This is a genomic window from Pseudoalteromonas issachenkonii, assembly GCF_002310795.1.
Taxonomy (GTDB): Bacteria; Pseudomonadota; Gammaproteobacteria; order Enterobacterales; family Alteromonadaceae; genus Pseudoalteromonas; species Pseudoalteromonas tetraodonis.
The window spans coordinates 397117-413417 of sequence record NZ_CP011030.1; the positions used below are offsets into that span (position 1 = coordinate 397117).

Annotated in this window: 14 protein-coding genes; 11 read left to right on the plus strand and 3 right to left on the minus strand. The window is 41.3% G+C overall.

Annotated features, from left to right (window positions below; genetic code table 11):
• The first annotated feature begins 127 nt into the window (after positions 1-127).
• From PISS_RS01760 to PISS_RS01810, 11 genes are all read left to right on the plus strand, one after another.
• Entirely contained in the window at positions 128-2134 is a 2007-nt protein-coding gene (locus tag PISS_RS01760) for a formylglycine-generating enzyme family protein (protein WP_028834499.1), read from the plus strand.
• Positions 2135-2268: 134 nt separating this feature from the next.
• Complete coding sequence (locus PISS_RS01765; RefSeq protein WP_013463921.1) at positions 2269-3312, plus strand: rod shape-determining protein; 1044 nt, start codon at positions 2269-2271, stop codon at positions 3310-3312.
• Entirely contained in the window at positions 3312-4154 is an 843-nt protein-coding gene (mreC, locus tag PISS_RS01770; RefSeq protein ID WP_016900309.1) for a rod shape-determining protein MreC, read from the plus strand. The genes PISS_RS01765 and mreC overlap by 1 nt, the downstream gene beginning before the upstream one ends.
• Positions 4147-4626 carry a rod shape-determining protein MreD gene (gene mreD / locus PISS_RS01775; RefSeq protein WP_016900308.1) on the plus strand — a complete coding sequence of 160 codons (480 nt, stop codon included), beginning with the start codon at positions 4147-4149 and terminating at the stop codon, positions 4624-4626. Before mreC ends, mreD begins: the two co-directional genes overlap by 8 nt.
• Positions 4626-5195 (plus strand): Maf family protein, encoded by a 570-nt coding sequence (locus tag PISS_RS01780; RefSeq protein WP_058154096.1) that lies wholly within the window; start codon positions 4626-4628, stop codon positions 5193-5195. The genes mreD and PISS_RS01780 overlap by 1 nt, the downstream gene beginning before the upstream one ends.
• 1 nt (position 5196) lies before the next feature.
• Positions 5197-6669, plus strand: a complete 1473-nt coding sequence (gene rng, locus PISS_RS01785) for a ribonuclease G (RefSeq protein ID WP_013463925.1) — start codon at positions 5197-5199, stop codon at positions 6667-6669.
• Positions 6669-10517, plus strand: a complete 3849-nt coding sequence (locus PISS_RS01790; RefSeq protein ID WP_013463926.1) for a YhdP family protein — start codon at positions 6669-6671, stop codon at positions 10515-10517. Before rng ends, PISS_RS01790 begins: the two co-directional genes overlap by 1 nt.
• Positions 10514-11353 carry a carbon-nitrogen hydrolase family protein gene (locus tag PISS_RS01795; RefSeq protein ID WP_058154097.1) on the plus strand — a complete coding sequence of 280 codons (840 nt, stop codon included), beginning with the start codon at positions 10514-10516 and terminating at the stop codon, positions 11351-11353. Before PISS_RS01790 ends, PISS_RS01795 begins: the two co-directional genes overlap by 4 nt.
• Positions 11350-12789 carry a metalloprotease TldD gene (tldD, locus tag PISS_RS01800; protein WP_013463928.1) on the plus strand — a complete coding sequence of 480 codons (1440 nt, stop codon included), beginning with the start codon at positions 11350-11352 and terminating at the stop codon, positions 12787-12789. The genes PISS_RS01795 and tldD overlap by 4 nt, the downstream gene beginning before the upstream one ends.
• 172 nt (positions 12790-12961) lie before the next feature.
• The gene (locus tag PISS_RS01805; protein WP_081844594.1) at positions 12962-13531 is read left to right on the plus strand and encodes a DUF2799 domain-containing protein; all 570 of its coding nucleotides are present in this window, start codon (positions 12962-12964) and stop codon (positions 13529-13531) included.
• A 30-nt stretch (positions 13532-13561) separates the two neighbouring features.
• Positions 13562-13807 carry a hypothetical protein gene (locus PISS_RS01810; protein WP_232311332.1) on the plus strand — a complete coding sequence of 82 codons (246 nt, stop codon included), beginning with the start codon at positions 13562-13564 and terminating at the stop codon, positions 13805-13807.
• Between the two features lie 48 nt (positions 13808-13855).
• On the opposite strand, the gene PISS_RS01815 is transcribed toward PISS_RS01810, so the two are convergent.
• Genes PISS_RS01815 through PISS_RS01825 form a run of 3 tightly spaced genes read right to left on the minus strand, consistent with a single transcriptional unit; the run spans position 13856 to position 16301 of the window.
• Positions 13856-14356 carry a DUF3299 domain-containing protein gene (locus PISS_RS01815; protein WP_058154098.1) on the minus strand — a complete coding sequence of 167 codons (501 nt, stop codon included), beginning with the start codon at positions 14354-14356 and terminating at the stop codon, positions 13856-13858.
• Between the two features lie 14 nt (positions 14357-14370).
• Positions 14371-15618: an ABC transporter permease gene (locus tag PISS_RS01820; RefSeq protein WP_058154099.1), complete on the minus strand. Its 1248-nt coding sequence runs from the start codon at positions 15616-15618 to the stop codon at positions 14371-14373.
• Positions 15615-16301, minus strand: coding sequence for an ABC transporter ATP-binding protein (locus tag PISS_RS01825; RefSeq protein ID WP_058154100.1), 687 nt, complete (start codon positions 16299-16301; stop codon positions 15615-15617). The genes PISS_RS01820 and PISS_RS01825 overlap by 4 nt, the downstream gene beginning before the upstream one ends.

Consider the following 16301-nt stretch of genomic DNA (forward strand, 5'->3'; position numbering starts at 1 on the left):
TAATAGTTGTAAACTGAGATAATAAATGAACAAAGCTTGTGTTTTGTGCTTCAAGTACATAGCATAAGGTTTTATTATAAAAAATAATAATAACCAAATAATTGCCGCTTTTTTGGGACTGGAATATATGCGAATTGCTCCTTTATCTCTGTTAATTTCTGCTAGCTTTTTTGCAAGCACAGTATTTGCACAAGATACAACTACTGTAAACAGAATTGAATCAGAGATTAATACGAAACAAACAGAATACACTCGTTCAACGACGATGCTCGACAAATATTTAAAAGAAGAGAATCAACTTCAAACACAACTTGAATTGCTCAGAACGCGTTCCACACAGCTTGATAAAGAAAAAAACCAAGCGTTGGATGCGATGAATGATATGTATCGACGTTTAATTGATAACCCGTCGCTAGACATTACCTCTGCACAATCGCGTTATCAAAAAGCCGTTGTTGATCAAGAACAAAATAAAAATGATATTTCTATGCAATTGGCGGCAATTGCATCCCATCTAAAAGATATTGAGCAAATTCGCGCTGATAAACATGCACTTCAAAACACGATTGAAAGCTTAAAAGTGCAATATACCACGGCGCGTGTAGAGCGATTACGCAATGAATTTACCCGAGAGGGTACGCTTGAAGTTGACCATACCATTAACTGTAAACGCACTGAAACACTGGCGGCATGTGAGCAGAGCGGTCAGCAAATAGGGCTGAAAAAGGCAACTAAACGTTTTTTAGATCAAATATTTGAAAATCTTACAGAAAAACGTCTTGTTGAACCTAAGCGAGACATGGCTGGGGCACAAGTACAAATTTTAAGTAGTCACGTGATTAAGAGCGCATTTAGCGGGCAAGGTGATTACAACGTCAATTTAAGCGTTACTATGCGCGGAGATGTAAACAGCAGTCGTTTATGTCACTTACTTAGTGTGAATAATAGTTTTTGTTTAGAGTATGGTACCCCGCTGGCAAATACTTATCAGCCAGCTTATAGCACTACTTTCTCTGATAGTCAGTTAACATTCAGCGATAATGGGGATAATAAAGCCGCTGCCGTTGTCGCTAAAACAGTTAATAAAAAGCCTAAAGTGGTCGCTGAGAACAAGAAAGATCAATTAGTTCAGTTAACCTTACGCTCTAATGTACACGGCGATGAAGTATTTATTAATGATATTCGAGTAGGTTCTACTCGTTTGGTGACGAACTTACCACGTGGTTTGCATAAATTAGAAATACGCAAAGAGGGTTACATCCCTTATAAAGCGCGAATTGACTTAAAGAAAACGCGAACGCTTTTTGCTCAGTTGGAAAAAAAGTCAGAGTCGATTGCTGCACCGACTAAAAAGCGAGAGCAAATAATACAAGCAGATTGCCCAAAAGGAATGGAAGTTGATACACGCCCACCTATGGTGGACCCATCAGCAGTGATGATCCCCGTTGGCAAATTTAAAATGGGTGATATAAACGGCAATGGGCTTGAAAATGAACGCCCCGTGGTTGAAAAAACGATTAGTGAATCTTTTGCTATGCAGAGCAAAGAAGTGACTGTTGGCGCATTTGAAGCGTTTGTAAACGAAACGCAATATAAAACCGAAGCTGAAAAAGGCAAAGGTTGCGCATATTACCTCAACGGCGAACCTGTTTGGGAAGCAAGCTTAAATTGGCGTGCTCCAGGATTTGAGCAAACCAATGAGTTTCCTGCTGTGTGTTTGACAAAAAATGATGCTATTGCTTACGCTGAATGGTTTTCTGATAAAACAGCGCAAACGTATCGTTTACCTACTGAGGTTGAGTGGGAATATGCGGCGCGTGCAGGCACTGAGACAGAGTACCCATGGGGTAACGAAATTGGTAAAAATCTAGCTAACTGTGGTTGGTGTGGTAGCGAGTGGTCGAATAAACGCACGGCTCCTGTAGGGTCTTTTTCTGCAAATGCATTTGGCTTATACGATACTGTAGGCAATGTATGGGAATGGACTAGTAGCACAGGGAATAAAAAAGATGCCGTTGTTCGCGGAGGTGCATGGAATTTTGCCCCTAGCCTTGCTCGTGCATCAACGCGTTTAATTTTAGCGCCAGATTTTAGAGCTAATTATATTGGCTTTCGCTTAATGAGCGAACGATAATATTTAATGGGGAAGCGGTGCTTCCTCTTTTTAATGATTAAAAAGACGGCTGCGCTTTATATTGCTCATTGTGTTGAGAATGTTAAAGTAAGCGCAACTACAATAAGAACGAATTTCAAAGGTCATCCAGCCTCATGTTTAAAAAACTCCGTGGTATTTTTTCAAACGATCTATCGATCGATTTAGGTACAGCCAACACACTAATTTATGTAAAAGAAGAAGGTATTGTATTAAATGAACCTTCAGTTGTTGCTATTCGTCAAGAACGTGCTGGTGGACCTAAAAGTGTTGCATCTGTAGGTACAGAAGCTAAGCAAATGTTGGGCCGTACGCCAGGTAATATAAAAGCCATACGTCCAATGAAAGACGGTGTGATTGCTGATTTTTATGTTACTGAAAAAATGTTACAGCACTTCATCAAACAAGTGCACAATAATAATTTTATGCGCCCAAGCCCACGCGTGCTTATTTGTGTTCCTTGTGGAGCTACTCAAGTTGAAAAGCGTGCAATTCGTGAATCAGCGATGGGTGCAGGTGCTCGCGAAGTCTACTTAATCGAAGAGCCAATGGCAGCTGCAATTGGTGCCGGTTTACCGGTGTCTGAAGCAACGGGTTCTATGGTGGTTGATATTGGTGGCGGTACAACAGAAGTCGCTATTATTTCACTTAATGGTGTTGTGTATTCATCATCAGTACGTATTGGTGGCGATAAGTTCGATGAAGCCATTATTAATTATGTGCGTCGTAACTTTGGTAGCTTAATCGGTGAAGCCACCGCTGAGAATATTAAACACCAAATTGGATCGGCATTTAAAACAGACGAACCAGTAGAGATCGAAGTGCGTGGTCGTAACCTTGCAGAAGGCGTTCCTCGTTCGTTTACGCTTAACTCGCATGAAATCTTAGAAGCATTACAAGAGCCACTAATGGGGATTGTAAGCGCTGTCATGGTGGCGCTTGAGCAGTCTCCACCTGAGCTGGCATCTGATATTTCAGCGCATGGTATGGTGTTAACTGGCGGCGGCGCATTACTTAAGGATTTAGATCGCCTGCTAATGGAAGAAACGGGCATTCCAGTGGTTGTTGCTGATGATCCACTTACGTGTGTTGCACGTGGCGGCGGCAAGGCCCTTGAAATGATTGATGTGCACGGTGGTGACGTTTTTAGTTACGATTAATGAAATCAATGTTTGAAAAAACGGTTTCTTTGCAACTGCGACTTTTTGTCGCAGTGCTTTTGAGTATCGTATTGATCCTTGGAGACAAGTACACGCAAGGTGGCGAGAACATTCGTACTAGTTTGAATACGTTGGTCAGTCCACTTATTTATGTTGCTAACCTACCTTACGAAGTATTTAGCTTTAGCGCCAAAAGTTTGCATACCCGTGAGCAGTTACTAACCGAAAACGAAGCACTCAAAAAGAAGCAAGTATTGCAAAGTGAGCAAATCCAGCAGTATGAGTTTTTAGCAAAAGAGAATCAAAAACTTCGTGCATTACTTGGCTCTTCCTCTAAACACACCAATCGTAAAATTATTGCTCAAGTACTTTCTGTTCATTCAAATCCTTATAGTCACCAAGTGGTGATAAATCGGGGAACCACCGATGGTTTAAGCGAAAGCCAAGCGGTGATTGATGATATGGGGTTAGTCGGGCAGTTGACTAAAGTCGGTTCAACAACCTCGCGAGTGCTGTTAATTACAGATACTACCCATGCAACACCGGTGCGTATATTACGAAACGATGTGCGCACAGTGGTTGAAGGTATCGGTAAAATTAACGTGCTAAAGCTATCACATGTGCCGCATAGCTTAGATGTGCGTATTGGTGATGTGCTGGTGACCTCTGGCCTAGGAGGGACCTTTCCTGAAGGTTATCCAGTTGCGGTGATCACCGAAATAACTCGTGATGAAGGCCAACCTTTTGCGCAAGTATTTGCTGAGCCGATAGCTCAATTAGATCGAATTCGGTTATTAGTGGTGTTATGGCTAAATCAGCAGGAGTTGATGGGTGATGATTAACCGTCATATGCTCTTAATCGCATTAAGTATTTTCTTTGCATTAGTAATGGCGCTAATGCCGTTACCTTTTTCACTTGAACCATTTCGTCCTGATTGGGTGCTGTTGGTGCTTATGTACTGGTCTTTAGCTTTACCGCATAGACTAAATATAGGGACTGCTTGGGTTGTTGGGTTATTAATTGACTTAGCAACAGGCTCCTCATTGGGTGTTAATTCCTTAACTTATTCAGTGTGTATTTTTGTTACTGCAAGTAACTTCCAAAAAATTCGCAATTTTTCATTGTGGCAACAAAGCCTACTTATAGGCTTGTTCTTAACGCTTTACCACTTAATGCAGTTTTGGTTAAATCACTTTTTACTTGGCGTTTATTTTAGCCCACATTACTTATGGCCTGTATTAACAGGCATGTTGAGCTGGATATGGGTATTTTTATTACTTCGAAAATACCGTAGACATTTTAGGATCAGATAATGACTTGCGCAGTATATTTAGCCTCCGCGTCTCCCCGTCGTAAAGAGCTTCTAACCCAATTGGGTATTGAATTTTCACAGTTTAGTGTTGATGCCGATGAAAGCCAGCTTGCTAATGAGTGCCCGCATGACTATGTAGAGCGTTTAGCGCGTTTAAAGGCGCAAATGGGCGTAGAGCAAGGTTATACTGACCGGCCTGTGCTAGGTAGTGATACTGTGGTGGTGATGGATAACCAATCATTATGTAAGCCACGAGATAAAGACGATTTTACTCAAACCTTAAAGCGCTTATCAGGGAACACGCACCAAGTGTTAACTGCCATCGCTTTTGCTACATCAGATAAAGTACTCAGTTGTGTGGTCAGTACAGATGTCACTTTTAAAACACTCAGTGATGAAGAAATACATGCTTATTGGCAAACGGGCGAGCCTCAAGATAAAGCCGGTGGTTACGGTATCCAAGGGTTAGGTGGGCGCTTTGTAACGCATATTTCGGGTAGCTATTTTGCCGTTGTCGGCTTACCTTTATATGAGACAGAACAATTATTAAATATATTCTTAAGAGGGTAGCATGAGTACAGAACTACTGATCAATGTCACGCCAAGTGAAAGTCGCGTTGCCCTAATCGAAAACGGTGTATTACAAGAAATTCAGCTAGAACGTATTGGTAACTTAGGTATCGTGGGTAATATTTACTTAGGTAAAATAAGCCGCGTGTTACCAGGTATGCAAGCCGCTTTTGTTGATATAGGCCTAGAGAAAGCCGCCTTTTTACACGCTTCAGATATCGTTAATAGTGCCTCTATTGTTGAGGGCGTTGACGACGAGCCGATTAAAAAAGTCCAAGATATTCGTGAGCTTGTTCGCCAAGGTCAGTACATTATGGTGCAAGTGGTTAAAGACCCTTTGGGTAGCAAAGGGGCACGTTTAACCACTGATATCACGATACCTTCACGGTATTTAGTGTTTATGCCTGATGCGACACATGTTGGGGTGAGTCAGCGTATCGAAACGGAAGAAGAGCGTGCAAGGCTGAAAAAAATTGTAGCCGAATACGGCGATGAAAACGGTAGTTTTATTGTCAGAACAGCTGCTGAAGGCGCAAGTGAAGCGGAGCTGAGACACGATGCAGCTTTTTTAAAAAAGCTCTGGGATAAAATTGTCTCTAGACGTAGAAAAACAAGCAAAGCCAGTATCTTGCATGAAGATCTTACACTTGCCTTTAGAACGTTACGTGATTACGTAGGTGAAGATATGGAGCGCATTCGTGTTGACTCTAAGCTTACCTACCAAGAGCTTAAGTTGTTTACTGAAGAGTTTGTGCCTTTGTTATCACAAGTGCTTGAGTATTACCCAGGTGAGCGCCCCATTTTTGATTTATTTGATGTAGAAAGTGAAATTCAAAAAGCACTGCATCGTAAAGTTACTTTAAAATCGGGTGGTTATTTGATCATAGATCAAACTGAAGCGATGACCACTGTTGATGTAAATACAGGCGCTTTTGTTGGTCACCGTAACCTTGAAGAAACTATTTTTAATACCAACGTAGAAGCAACCTCTGCTATTGCTCGTCAACTAAGGCTGCGCAATTTGGGCGGTATTATTATTATCGACTTTATTGATATGGTAAGCGATGAGCATAAACGCCGTGTAATGCACTCATTAGAATCTGCACTCGATAAAGATCGTGCCAAATCTAATATCAATGGTTTGTCGGCATTAGGCTTAGTTGAAATGACCCGCAAACGTACCCGCGAAAGCCTAGAACATGTATTGTGTGATGTATGCCCAGCATGTTCAGGGCGAGGCTCACAAAAAACAGTTGAGACAGTCTGCTATGAAATTCTTCGTGAAATAGTACGTGTTAATCGCGCTTACGATGCAGATAAGTTTGTAGTGTATGCTTCGCCTGCAGTTTGTGAAGCGCTATTAAATGATGAGTATCATAACCTCGCCGAATTAGAACTATTTATTGGAAAGCAGGTCAATATTCAAACTGAAAGTTTATACAGCCAAGAGCAGTTTGATGTGGTAATGATGTAATGAAATTTAAAGCGGCCTGTTTTTATTGTGTGCGAAAATTATGGCAAATAAGTGCTGTAATTTTAGTACTACTGGCCGTGATTGTTTCTATTTTAAAATACACCTTACCCTACGCGAACGATTATAAAGGAGATATAGAAAGCTACCTTGATGATAAGTTTGATATTAGTTTATCTATAGGTGCTATATCAGCAAGTTGGCAAGGCAGTGGTCCCGCTTTAGTACTCGAAGAATTATCATTTAAAGACAACCAAACAGCCCCTATCTCTTTAACCATAGCTAAAACCAGTTTAGAGCTAAACCTTTGGGAAAGTTTAAAGTCGCTGCAGTTTAAATCAAATTACTTTGTGATCAATGGGTTTCATACCAAGGTTAATGTCGCCAATTTATTTGCTGGTAATCAAGATGAAGTTTCATTTGAGCAAAAAGAATTAATAGAAGGACTGTTTTTAGGCGAAACCGGTCACTTTGCAATAGAAAACTCCAGCATCAGCTTTGTACTAGAAGATAACAAAGAACGTAAATTGTTATTAGAAAACATTGTATGGCAAAACCAGGATAAACAGCATCTTGGTAGTGGTAGTCTAGCGCTACCGGGTATTTCTGTGGGTAATTTTGATGCCCGTATTGCGCTCAAAGGTGAAACCTTAGAGCAAATGGTGGGCGATTTATATGTGCAGGCTAATCAGGTTGATGTGTCAAATTGGTTAGCCCAGTACATTAATACTCAAAAGCAGCAACTACATAGTGATTTAAATTTGCAAGCATGGCTTAGGCTAGAGCAAGGCTTAGTAAGTGACGTAAAAGTACAGTGGTTACCGAGTGCGGTAAATTGGCAACTCAATGAGCAAACACAAAAAGTCAGCCTAAGTGAAGGGGGATTTCATTTATACCCTGAGCAAAATAGCTGGCGGTTAAAAAGTACCGGCCTAGCGTTTAGTACCAACGAGATAACGTGGCCTAGCCTCGAATTTGAAGCTTTATTAGGCAAGCAGAATAAAATATGGCTACAACAACTCGATTTAGCCCTATTAAATGATTTAGCAGAATTAACTAATTTTACTGACTTAACCCCTTTCTTAGCTCGCCAACCCAGTGGTGAAATAAAAAACGCGTACCTAGAGTTTGCCGATGCAAAGCAATGGCAACTATGGTTTGAAGCCGATGAAATTAGCTGGCAAGAGAAAAACGCCGTACCCGCCGCTCAATCTTTAAGGGTTGATGGATTAGTTAATCAGCAATATGGGCGGATCACTATTTTTGGTGAAAACAGCCATTTAATTACAGGTGCTAGTTTTAGTAATAATATTGACTATAACCAGCTAAACATCGAATTAGATTTAGCTAAGCGCTCAGGCGATTGGCATATTAGCAGTGATAACCTGTGGCTTGATAACAATGAAGTGACCTTAAGCGCACAGATGCAATTAAGTTTAGGTAAAACGCCTCGCTTAGATTTATATGCCGAAGCATTTGCCCCCGATGCCAGTATTGCCGGTCATTATTTTCCCTTAACGTTAATGAGCCCTGAGTTAGTTAGTTATTTAAATGGCGCAATAAAATCAGGTGAAGTAACAAATGCTCAGGTGTTATTTTCTGGTCCATTATCAGGCTTTCCATTTGACGATGGTTCTGGGCAGTTTGATGTTTTAGCGCAAATAGATAATGCTACCTATCAATTCGATCCAGCTTGGCCAGCAGTCACAAATGCCAGTGTAAAGCTGCATTTTGCAAATCAGCGAATGGATATTTATAGCCAGCAAGGCCAACTGGTAAACCTTGACGTTGGCAGTAGTGTGCATGTGAGTATTGATGACTTAATGGGCGATGCGCCATTGGTGGTTAGTATTGATAAGCAAGCTGAGCTTGAAAAAATGCACGATTTTTTTGTCGCCACGCCTTTAGCAAATCCATTAGCTGATATTTTTAATGTTGTGCAAGGACAGGGGCTTGCCAGCGCAAACATTGAATTGCTAATCGGTTCACAATTTAAGGGCGGAGCGAGTGTAACTGGTAAGGTTAATTTACTCGACTCACCTCTTTATATTTCTGCTCCCGGTATTTCGCTTGAGCATTTAAAGGGTGAACTTAGCTTTAATAATCAACAAATAAACCTCACCGATGCTACGGCTACATGGCTTGGTATGCCATTAACGATTAACTACACTAGTGACGCAAACGCAGAGGATTATCGCGCTAATATAAATATAAATGCTCAGCTTGATGCACAAACACTCATAAACCATGGTCAAGGTATCTTAGATGGTTACTTAAGCGGGCAAAGTGACGTTGATATTGCTTTAGAGCTTAATTTTACCGAGCAAGGGTTTAACTATCGTGCCGAAGTTGAATCGCCACTTATTGGCTTAAATAGTTCCTTGCCAGGAGTATATACAAAAAGCAGTGAGCAAATTTGGCCTCTGAGTGCGGTTATTCAAGGTGATGATATCTCTAATCTGATCACTGCAAATATTAATGAGTTATTTTATTTCAATGCCATTCTAGACAATACTCAATCGCAGTTTACCAACGCTCATTTTATCATCGGTGAAAAAGACTTAGGGCTTAACTCACAAGATTTAGCAGTGAGTATTAATTTAGCGCAGAGTGAGTTATTACCTTGGATTGATTTAATTGATCAAATTATTAATGTGGCTAAAGCGCAGCCTGACAGTGCCTCGCCGGGCGTGATGCCGCCTTTACATGAAGTGGTTGCGAATATTAACTCTTTTAACGTGAGTGGCATGCAGTTTAATGATTTTGATATGCGTTTATCGCCCCTAAATAATAATTTGCAATTAAAGCTCAATGCCAAAGAGTTAAGAGCCGAAGTATTTATACCTAGCGGGCAATCAAGTCAGCCGATTCGAATTAATAGCGATTATTTAAGGCTTAATTTTTTAGATACAGAATCAGAGCAACCGAGCGAAAAATCAACCCCTGAACAACTTGCATGGCTTACAAAATTACCGGCTATTGAATTTGAATGTGCCGATTGTAAAGTAAGTCATTATCAGCTTGATAAGGTAAGCGCCTCATTGTTAGGCGATGGTAAAAAGCTGCTTATTTCTGAGCTAGTGGTTGATAAGGGCGACCATATATTACGGACTAAAGGGCAATGGCAGAATGGCCTAACGGCGATGAGCGGTGAACTTAAAAGTGATGATATTGGCGCCTTATTTAATGAGTTTGATATTACCACCACTATTAAAGACTCAAACGCCAATCTAAATTATCAGCTAAATTGGCAAGCGGCACCTTATGATTTAGACATTGCCAGTTTGGATGGCGAAATTAGCTGGGATTTAGGCGAAGGCCATTTAACTGAAATCAGTGATGGAGGTGCACGCGTATTCTCATTACTGAGCCTTGATTCATTAGTGCGTAAGCTAAAGCTTGATTTTAGAGATGTATTTTCTAAAGGTTTTTTTTATAACAGCATGCAAGGCACCATGCAGATAGATAAAGGCATTGCCTATACCCAAGATACTAAAATGGATGGGGTACCTGCCGATCTCTCTATAAAAGGGTATGCAAATTTAAATACTCTCGAAATTGACTACGACTTAGCCGTGGCACCACAAGTAACCTCGAGCATTCCGGTGATTGTGGCTTGGATGGTTAATCCAGTAACGGGGCTTGCAGCTTTAGCAATTGATAAAGTGATTCATTCTGCCCGAGTGATCTCAGAGATCAACTTTAAAGTAACAGGCAAAATGAACGATCCTCAGGTACAAGAGTTAGATCGTAAGAGTCGAGAGGTGACTTTACCGCAAGCAGCACAAAGTCAGCCACAAGCATCCTCAGAGTTAAAACTTAAAGATGCCGAGGTTAGCGCCACACAATGAATAAACAAGGTATAAATTCAGCTCCTAAGATTATTGCATTGCAAATGTGCTCAGGCTTAAATCCTGATGAGAATATTGCAAAATTAAAACAGGCATTGCAAAACTTACCGACAGCTCGCCCGCTGCTAGTGTGTCTACCAGAAGCGTTTTTAGTGTTTAGTAAACACGCTGGTGATACGTTGTTAGTGTCACAGCGTATTGAACAGTACAAACAGCAACTCAGTGAATTGTGCCGTAAACACAACATTTGGTTAAATGCTGGCACCATGCCAGAGCCCTATAACCAACATAAGTATTACGCTGCCTCACACTTGTTTAATAACCAAGGCGATATTGTTGCAAGCTATAACAAAATACACTTGTTTGATGTTGAGGTAGATGACCAGACCGGCAGCTACCGAGAATCCGATTTTACTCAAGCCGGCGATGAGGTTGTGGTTGTTGATTCGCCCTTTGGTAAAATTGGTTTAACAGTATGTTATGATTTGCGTTTTGCTGGTTTATTTAATGCCTTAGTTCGCAAAGGCGCCGAAATTATATTAGTACCCAGTGCGTTTACTGTTCCAACAGGTAAAGCGCATTGGCAGCCGCTACTTGCAGCACGTGCAATAGAAACGCAGTGCTATGTTATTGCTGCAGCGCAATATGGAGTGCATGAAAACAGTAGGCAAACTTATGGTCACAGCCTCATGTTATCGCCTTGGGGTGAAACATTAAGTGAAAAATCAACAGGGCTTGGTTTTATTAGTTGCACCGTAGATTTAAACCAGTTACACAAAATTAGACGAGATATGCCGCTGCAATCTCACCAACGATTTAGAGAGCCATTATTATGAATTCGGTTGAACAGCATTTATTACACGACAGCCAGCTAAATCGAGAAGAACTCGAAAAAACATTAGCTTATATTCACCAGCACAAAGTTGATTATGCCGATCTTTATTTTCAATCGAGCCATCATGAGTCTTGGGTATTAGAAGACGGCTTAGTGAAAGAAGGCTCTTATAACGTTGAGCGTGGCGTGGGGGTGCGGGCTGTAAGCGGTGAAAAAACCGGTTTTTCATATTCAGACGCAATTAATCTTGAAGCGTTAAACAAAGCAGCCACCGCTGCTCGTAGTATTGCCGATGCCGGTGAAGATAAAGCGGTTAAAGTATTTAGTGACGTGGCTGCAAAGCAGCAGTTTGCGCCGCATCAACCAATTTCTAGTATGAGCGATACCGATAAAGTTAATTTGTTACGTGAGCTTGAAAATTATATTCGCGAATTAGCCCCTGATGCTGAGCAAGTTATTAGCTCAATGTCTGCGGTATACGAAGAAGTATTAATTGCAGCCAGCGATGGCACCTTTGCTACCGATATTCGCCCACTGATCCGTTTAAACTGCTCTGTATTACTTGAAAAAAATGGTCGTCGTGAACGTGGCGGTGCTGGTGGCGGTGCGCGCCTAGATTATGGTTACTTTAAAGAGCTGGTAGATGGTAAGCCGCGTTGGATGGGTTTTGCAGAAGAAGCCGTTCGTCAAGCTAAAGTAAACTTAGAAGCTATTGATGCCCCAGCGGGTACTATGGAAGTGGTATTAGGTAATGGCTGGCCAGGCGTGTTGTTGCACGAGGCCGTAGGTCATGGCCTAGAGGGAGACTTTAACCGTAAAGGCGCGTCTGCGTTTAGCGGTAAAGTAGGTCAAAAAGTTGCTTCAGAGCTATGTACTGTGGTTGATGATGGTACTATGGCCGATCGCCGTGGTTCACTTAATGTCGATGATGAAGGTACGCCTGCAGCCTATAACGTACTTATCGAAAACGGTATTTTAAAAGGCTATATGCAAGATAAAATGAACGCGCGTTTAATGGGGGTAAACCCAACAGGTAATGCTCGTCGTGAATCATACGCGCATTTACCTATGCCACGTATGACCAACACTTACATGTTAGGCGGTGAGCATAGCCAAGCTGATATTATCAGCACGGTTAAAAAAGGCGTGTTTGCTCCCAATTTTGGTGGCGGCCAAGTGGATATCACCTCGGGTAAGTTTGTATTTAGTGCCTCAGAAGCGTATTTAATTGAAAATGGTAAAATCACCCAGCCAATTAAAGGTGCTACCTTAATTGGTAATGGCCCTGAGGTTATGCAACAAATTTCTATGGTAGGTAATGATTTAGCGCTTGATAAAGGTGTAGGTGTTTGTGGTAAAGACGGTCAAAGTGTACCAGTAGGCGTAGGCCAGCCAAGCCTGAAAATAGATAACCTAACAGTGGGTGGCACGGCTTAATTTTATTACTGCCAAATACAACAAATAAAACCTTGGAAGTGCATGCTTTCAAGGTTTTTTATTCTAAATTTCAGGTTTATTAGAATAGCTTGTTACATTTTTATTATTCACTTTACCTTTATCTCGCCCTAGAATAGGTACTTAGTTGAGTTTGGCTATCTTAGGAAAAATAATGTCTAGTCGTTACTTGTTTTTACTGTTTTTCATATTGCTATCAGGATGCTCTTCTTTGTCTCAGGATGAATGTATACAGGCCAATTGGACAAATTTAGGCTTTAGTCATGGTGAGCAAGGGTATACATTTGAACATGGCAGAGAAATCATATCTGCTTGTAGTGAATTTGGCATCACTGCAAAATTAGATGATTATCAAGCTGGTTACAAACAGGGGCTCGCAGCCTTTTGTGAGCCTGAAAATGGCTTTACCCTAGGTTTACGAGGCGATGCGTATAACGGGATTTGTAATGACACACAGTTTAGAAAAGCATGGCAAGAAGGTAATGAGCGTTATCAATTTGAAGCAAGGAAAGCCGAGATAGATGATCGACTTAATAATATTAATTGGCGGCTGCAATCTATTAGTGATGAATTAACGAGTGATAAACCGTCAAGTAGCCAAAGTAAAGAGTTACGCCGAGAGCGAGAACAGTTGGAGAGAGAGCGTCGTGATTTAAGAAAAGAAAAAGCACTTCTGCCATTACTCAACAAGCTTCCATCATGGCATTTTGAGTACGAACTATAATTTATAACGTGTTCTTTTAATGTGATTAATATGAAAGTAATGTCAATTTTAATAACATTTCTGATCCTCAGTGGGTGTGCGTCAAAAGAAATGCCAGAGGGTTATGGAGATGAAGTATTTGCAGAGCATGAGTGCTTAGGTGGTGAAGTTGAAACAGACTATAGCTACACAATTTTTAGTTCTGACGAAGATGAAAGCAATAAGAGCACGGTGAAGTCGACTTGTCATCCAGTGACGCAGTCTGAACTTGAACGAGATATAAGAACGGGTGGTTGATAGAACAAAATAAAAACCCACTATAGAGTGGGCTCTGTATTTTAAGAATTAAAGCTCAAAAGGAGCGACACCGACAGCTTGCATTGTGTAACCTACTTGGGCGATTTCGCCAGACCAAGTTTGCGTTTTAATAATACCCGTTACAACAATCGCATCGTATAAGCTACCGATAGGGACACCGCCTTTAATGGTCACATGAACCAGCTGATTTGGCGGCGGCGGGGGCACATGAATACAGGCACCAAAGTAAGGGACTAATAAAAACTCGGTGATAAGTTCGCTATCGCCTTCAAGAGGTACAACAAAACCAGGTAAGCTAACAGACTGCCCATCAAGTGCTTTAACAACTGGCGCGTCTAAATCAGGTTGCACCCAGTTTTGTTCACTGCCTTCGTGATTAGCTTGTGCTTGAGTATCTATTTGTACATGGCCCTCGGGTATGAGGTCTTCCCAAAAAATTTCCTTGGGTGGATTTGCAATGCTAGCAAAGCTAATTAGCACTGCACTTAATAGCATTAAAGAGTGTGTAGTTACTTTAAACAACGTCATGATCATCCTAAAGTTTATATTTTTATACTCATACCATCACTGAGAGAATAAAAGTAAGCGCGTGTAGCGGGGATCAAGCCAATAATAAATCCCGCAGCCATAATAACGCCAATCAAAGTGAGTTCATAGTCAGAGAACATGCTGATATTAATACTCACTCCAGCTTGGCTTTGTAAGTAACCCGCGGTCGTACCCATAAGCGCATAAAATAAAATACAGCCTACCAAGCAACCTAAAAAGGTGGTAAGCAGTGATTCCATACTGATCAGCGAAAATAATTGCCAAGGGCGGGCACCCACAGAACGCAGTATTGCCAGTTCTCTGCGGCGTTGATTAAGGTTAGCAAGTAATGTGGTTAACATACCGAGCAAGCTAATAATGACCACCACAAATGAAAATAACAGCAGTATTTTTTCTATTATTGCCAGCATTTCCCAGAGCTCTTTTAAAGTGACTGTGGGCATAATCGCTAATAGAGGCTCTTGTTTATATTGGTTAATGTTGCGCCTAATTTGTAGCGTATAAAGCGGTGAGTCGAAGCCCATTAAAAAGGCGGTAATTTGTTTTGGGTGCCCAATTAATGCATGGCTCGAGTGATCATGATGATCGTCATGATCATGATGGCCGCCACCATGGATCAGCTCAATTGCCGCCAGTGGCACATGCAAGGTTTTATCCACCGGGGTACCGGTAGGCTTTAAGATACCAACCACTTTAAAAGGGTTATCATCATGATGATGAAAGCTAGTATTGCCCATGCCATGAGAAATCACAATTTCATCACCAATTTTATAGGCCAGTTTACTTGCAACCTCACTACCTATAACAACTTCATTGATGCTAGAAAAAGCCTGTCCTTGTTCAAATGCTAAGGGCTGTTTTTTAGCAAATCGGTAGTGCTTAAAATAATCGAGTGTGGTGCCTAAGACAGCTTGACCTTTATGGCTATCGCCAAGGCTGATAGGAATGCTCCACTTAACCCCGCGCTGTTTTGTTATGTATTGATAGCTTTGCCAACTCACCCCATTGTTGGTATGGCCAATTCTAAACACCGAGGAGAGGAGTAATTGAATATCGCCAGTGCGTGCGCCAACAATTAAATCGGTACCCGAAATGGTATTACTAAAACTACTTTTAGCATCTACGCGAACTCGCTCAATACTGAGTAATAACATGACGCTAATCGCAATAGTGAGCAATGTGAGTAATACGCTGGCACGTCTATTGAGCAAACTTTTATAGGCAAGTTTAAATAAAATCATACATCACCCTGTAAACTTACTAAGTCGATTGTGCGGCTAAAGAGTGGCTTTAATGTTTCATCGTGACTGACAAAAACAAGCGTGCTGTTACTTTTTTTTGCTTGTTCAAATAGCAGCTTAATAAAGCTTTCACGATTTTGGGTATCAAGTGCTGAAGTAGGCTCATCGGCAATAATAAGTTCAGGGCTGCCTATAAATGCGCGTGCTGCAGCAACACGCTGTTGTTGCCCAATACTTAAAGTGGCAACATTTTGATTATGAAAGTGCGGCTCTAACCCCAGTGCATTGAGTAATCTGGCTGCTTCACTCTCTAAATTATCGGCTTGGCTGAGCATGTGTTGCTGACGCTTTTTCGAAAATTGGCACCCTAAACACACGTTTTCTAATGGGGTTAAATAAGGTAGTAAATTAAAGTTTTGGAAAATATAGCCAATATGATCCGCTCTAAATGCATCGCGCTGTGCGTTGGTGAGCGCACTTAGGTTTTGGTTTAAAACACAAAGTTGGCCGCTAGTGGTTACATTAATGCCTGCCAGTAGCGCTAGTAAGGTAGATTTACCACTACCGCTTGGACCATGTAAAAAAACATGTTCCCCGGCATTAATCGTAAGCTGCTTAATAGCGAGAGTCGGGGTGACTGCGCTTTTTTGCCATTTGAAAGAGACATTCTCAAGGTTGATCAT

Bases quoted from the DNA above. Each gene is read 5' to 3' on its own strand.
- PISS_RS01810 (WP_232311332.1), top strand. From the start codon at position 13,562: ATGAAAGTAATGTCAATTTTAATAACATTTCTGATCCTCAGTGGGTGT.
- PISS_RS01780 (WP_058154096.1), top strand. From the start codon at position 4,626: ATGACTTGCGCAGTATATTTAGCCTCCGCGTCTCCCCGTCGTAAAGAG.
- PISS_RS01815 (WP_058154098.1), bottom strand. From the start codon at position 14,356: ATGACGTTGTTTAAAGTAACTACACACTCTTTAATGCTATTAAGTGCA.
- tldD (WP_013463928.1), top strand. From the start codon at position 11,350: ATGAATTCGGTTGAACAGCATTTATTACACGACAGCCAGCTAAATCGA.
- PISS_RS01805 (WP_081844594.1), top strand. From the start codon at position 12,962: ATGTCTAGTCGTTACTTGTTTTTACTGTTTTTCATATTGCTATCAGGA.
- mreD (WP_016900308.1), top strand. From the start codon at position 4,147: ATGATTAACCGTCATATGCTCTTAATCGCATTAAGTATTTTCTTTGCA.
- rng (WP_013463925.1), top strand. From the start codon at position 5,197: ATGAGTACAGAACTACTGATCAATGTCACGCCAAGTGAAAGTCGCGTT.
- PISS_RS01820 (WP_058154099.1), bottom strand. From the start codon at position 15,618: ATGATTTTATTTAAACTTGCCTATAAAAGTTTGCTCAATAGACGTGCC.
- PISS_RS01825 (WP_058154100.1), bottom strand. From the start codon at position 16,301: ATGATCAACCTTGAGAATGTCTCTTTCAAATGGCAAAAAAGCGCAGTC.
- PISS_RS01790 (WP_013463926.1), top strand. From the start codon at position 6,669: ATGAAATTTAAAGCGGCCTGTTTTTATTGTGTGCGAAAATTATGGCAA.
- mreC (WP_016900309.1), top strand. From the start codon at position 3,312: ATGAAATCAATGTTTGAAAAAACGGTTTCTTTGCAACTGCGACTTTTT.
- PISS_RS01765 (WP_013463921.1), top strand. From the start codon at position 2,269: ATGTTTAAAAAACTCCGTGGTATTTTTTCAAACGATCTATCGATCGAT.
- PISS_RS01795 (WP_058154097.1), top strand. From the start codon at position 10,514: ATGAATAAACAAGGTATAAATTCAGCTCCTAAGATTATTGCATTGCAA.
- PISS_RS01760 (WP_028834499.1), top strand. From the start codon at position 128: ATGCGAATTGCTCCTTTATCTCTGTTAATTTCTGCTAGCTTTTTTGCA.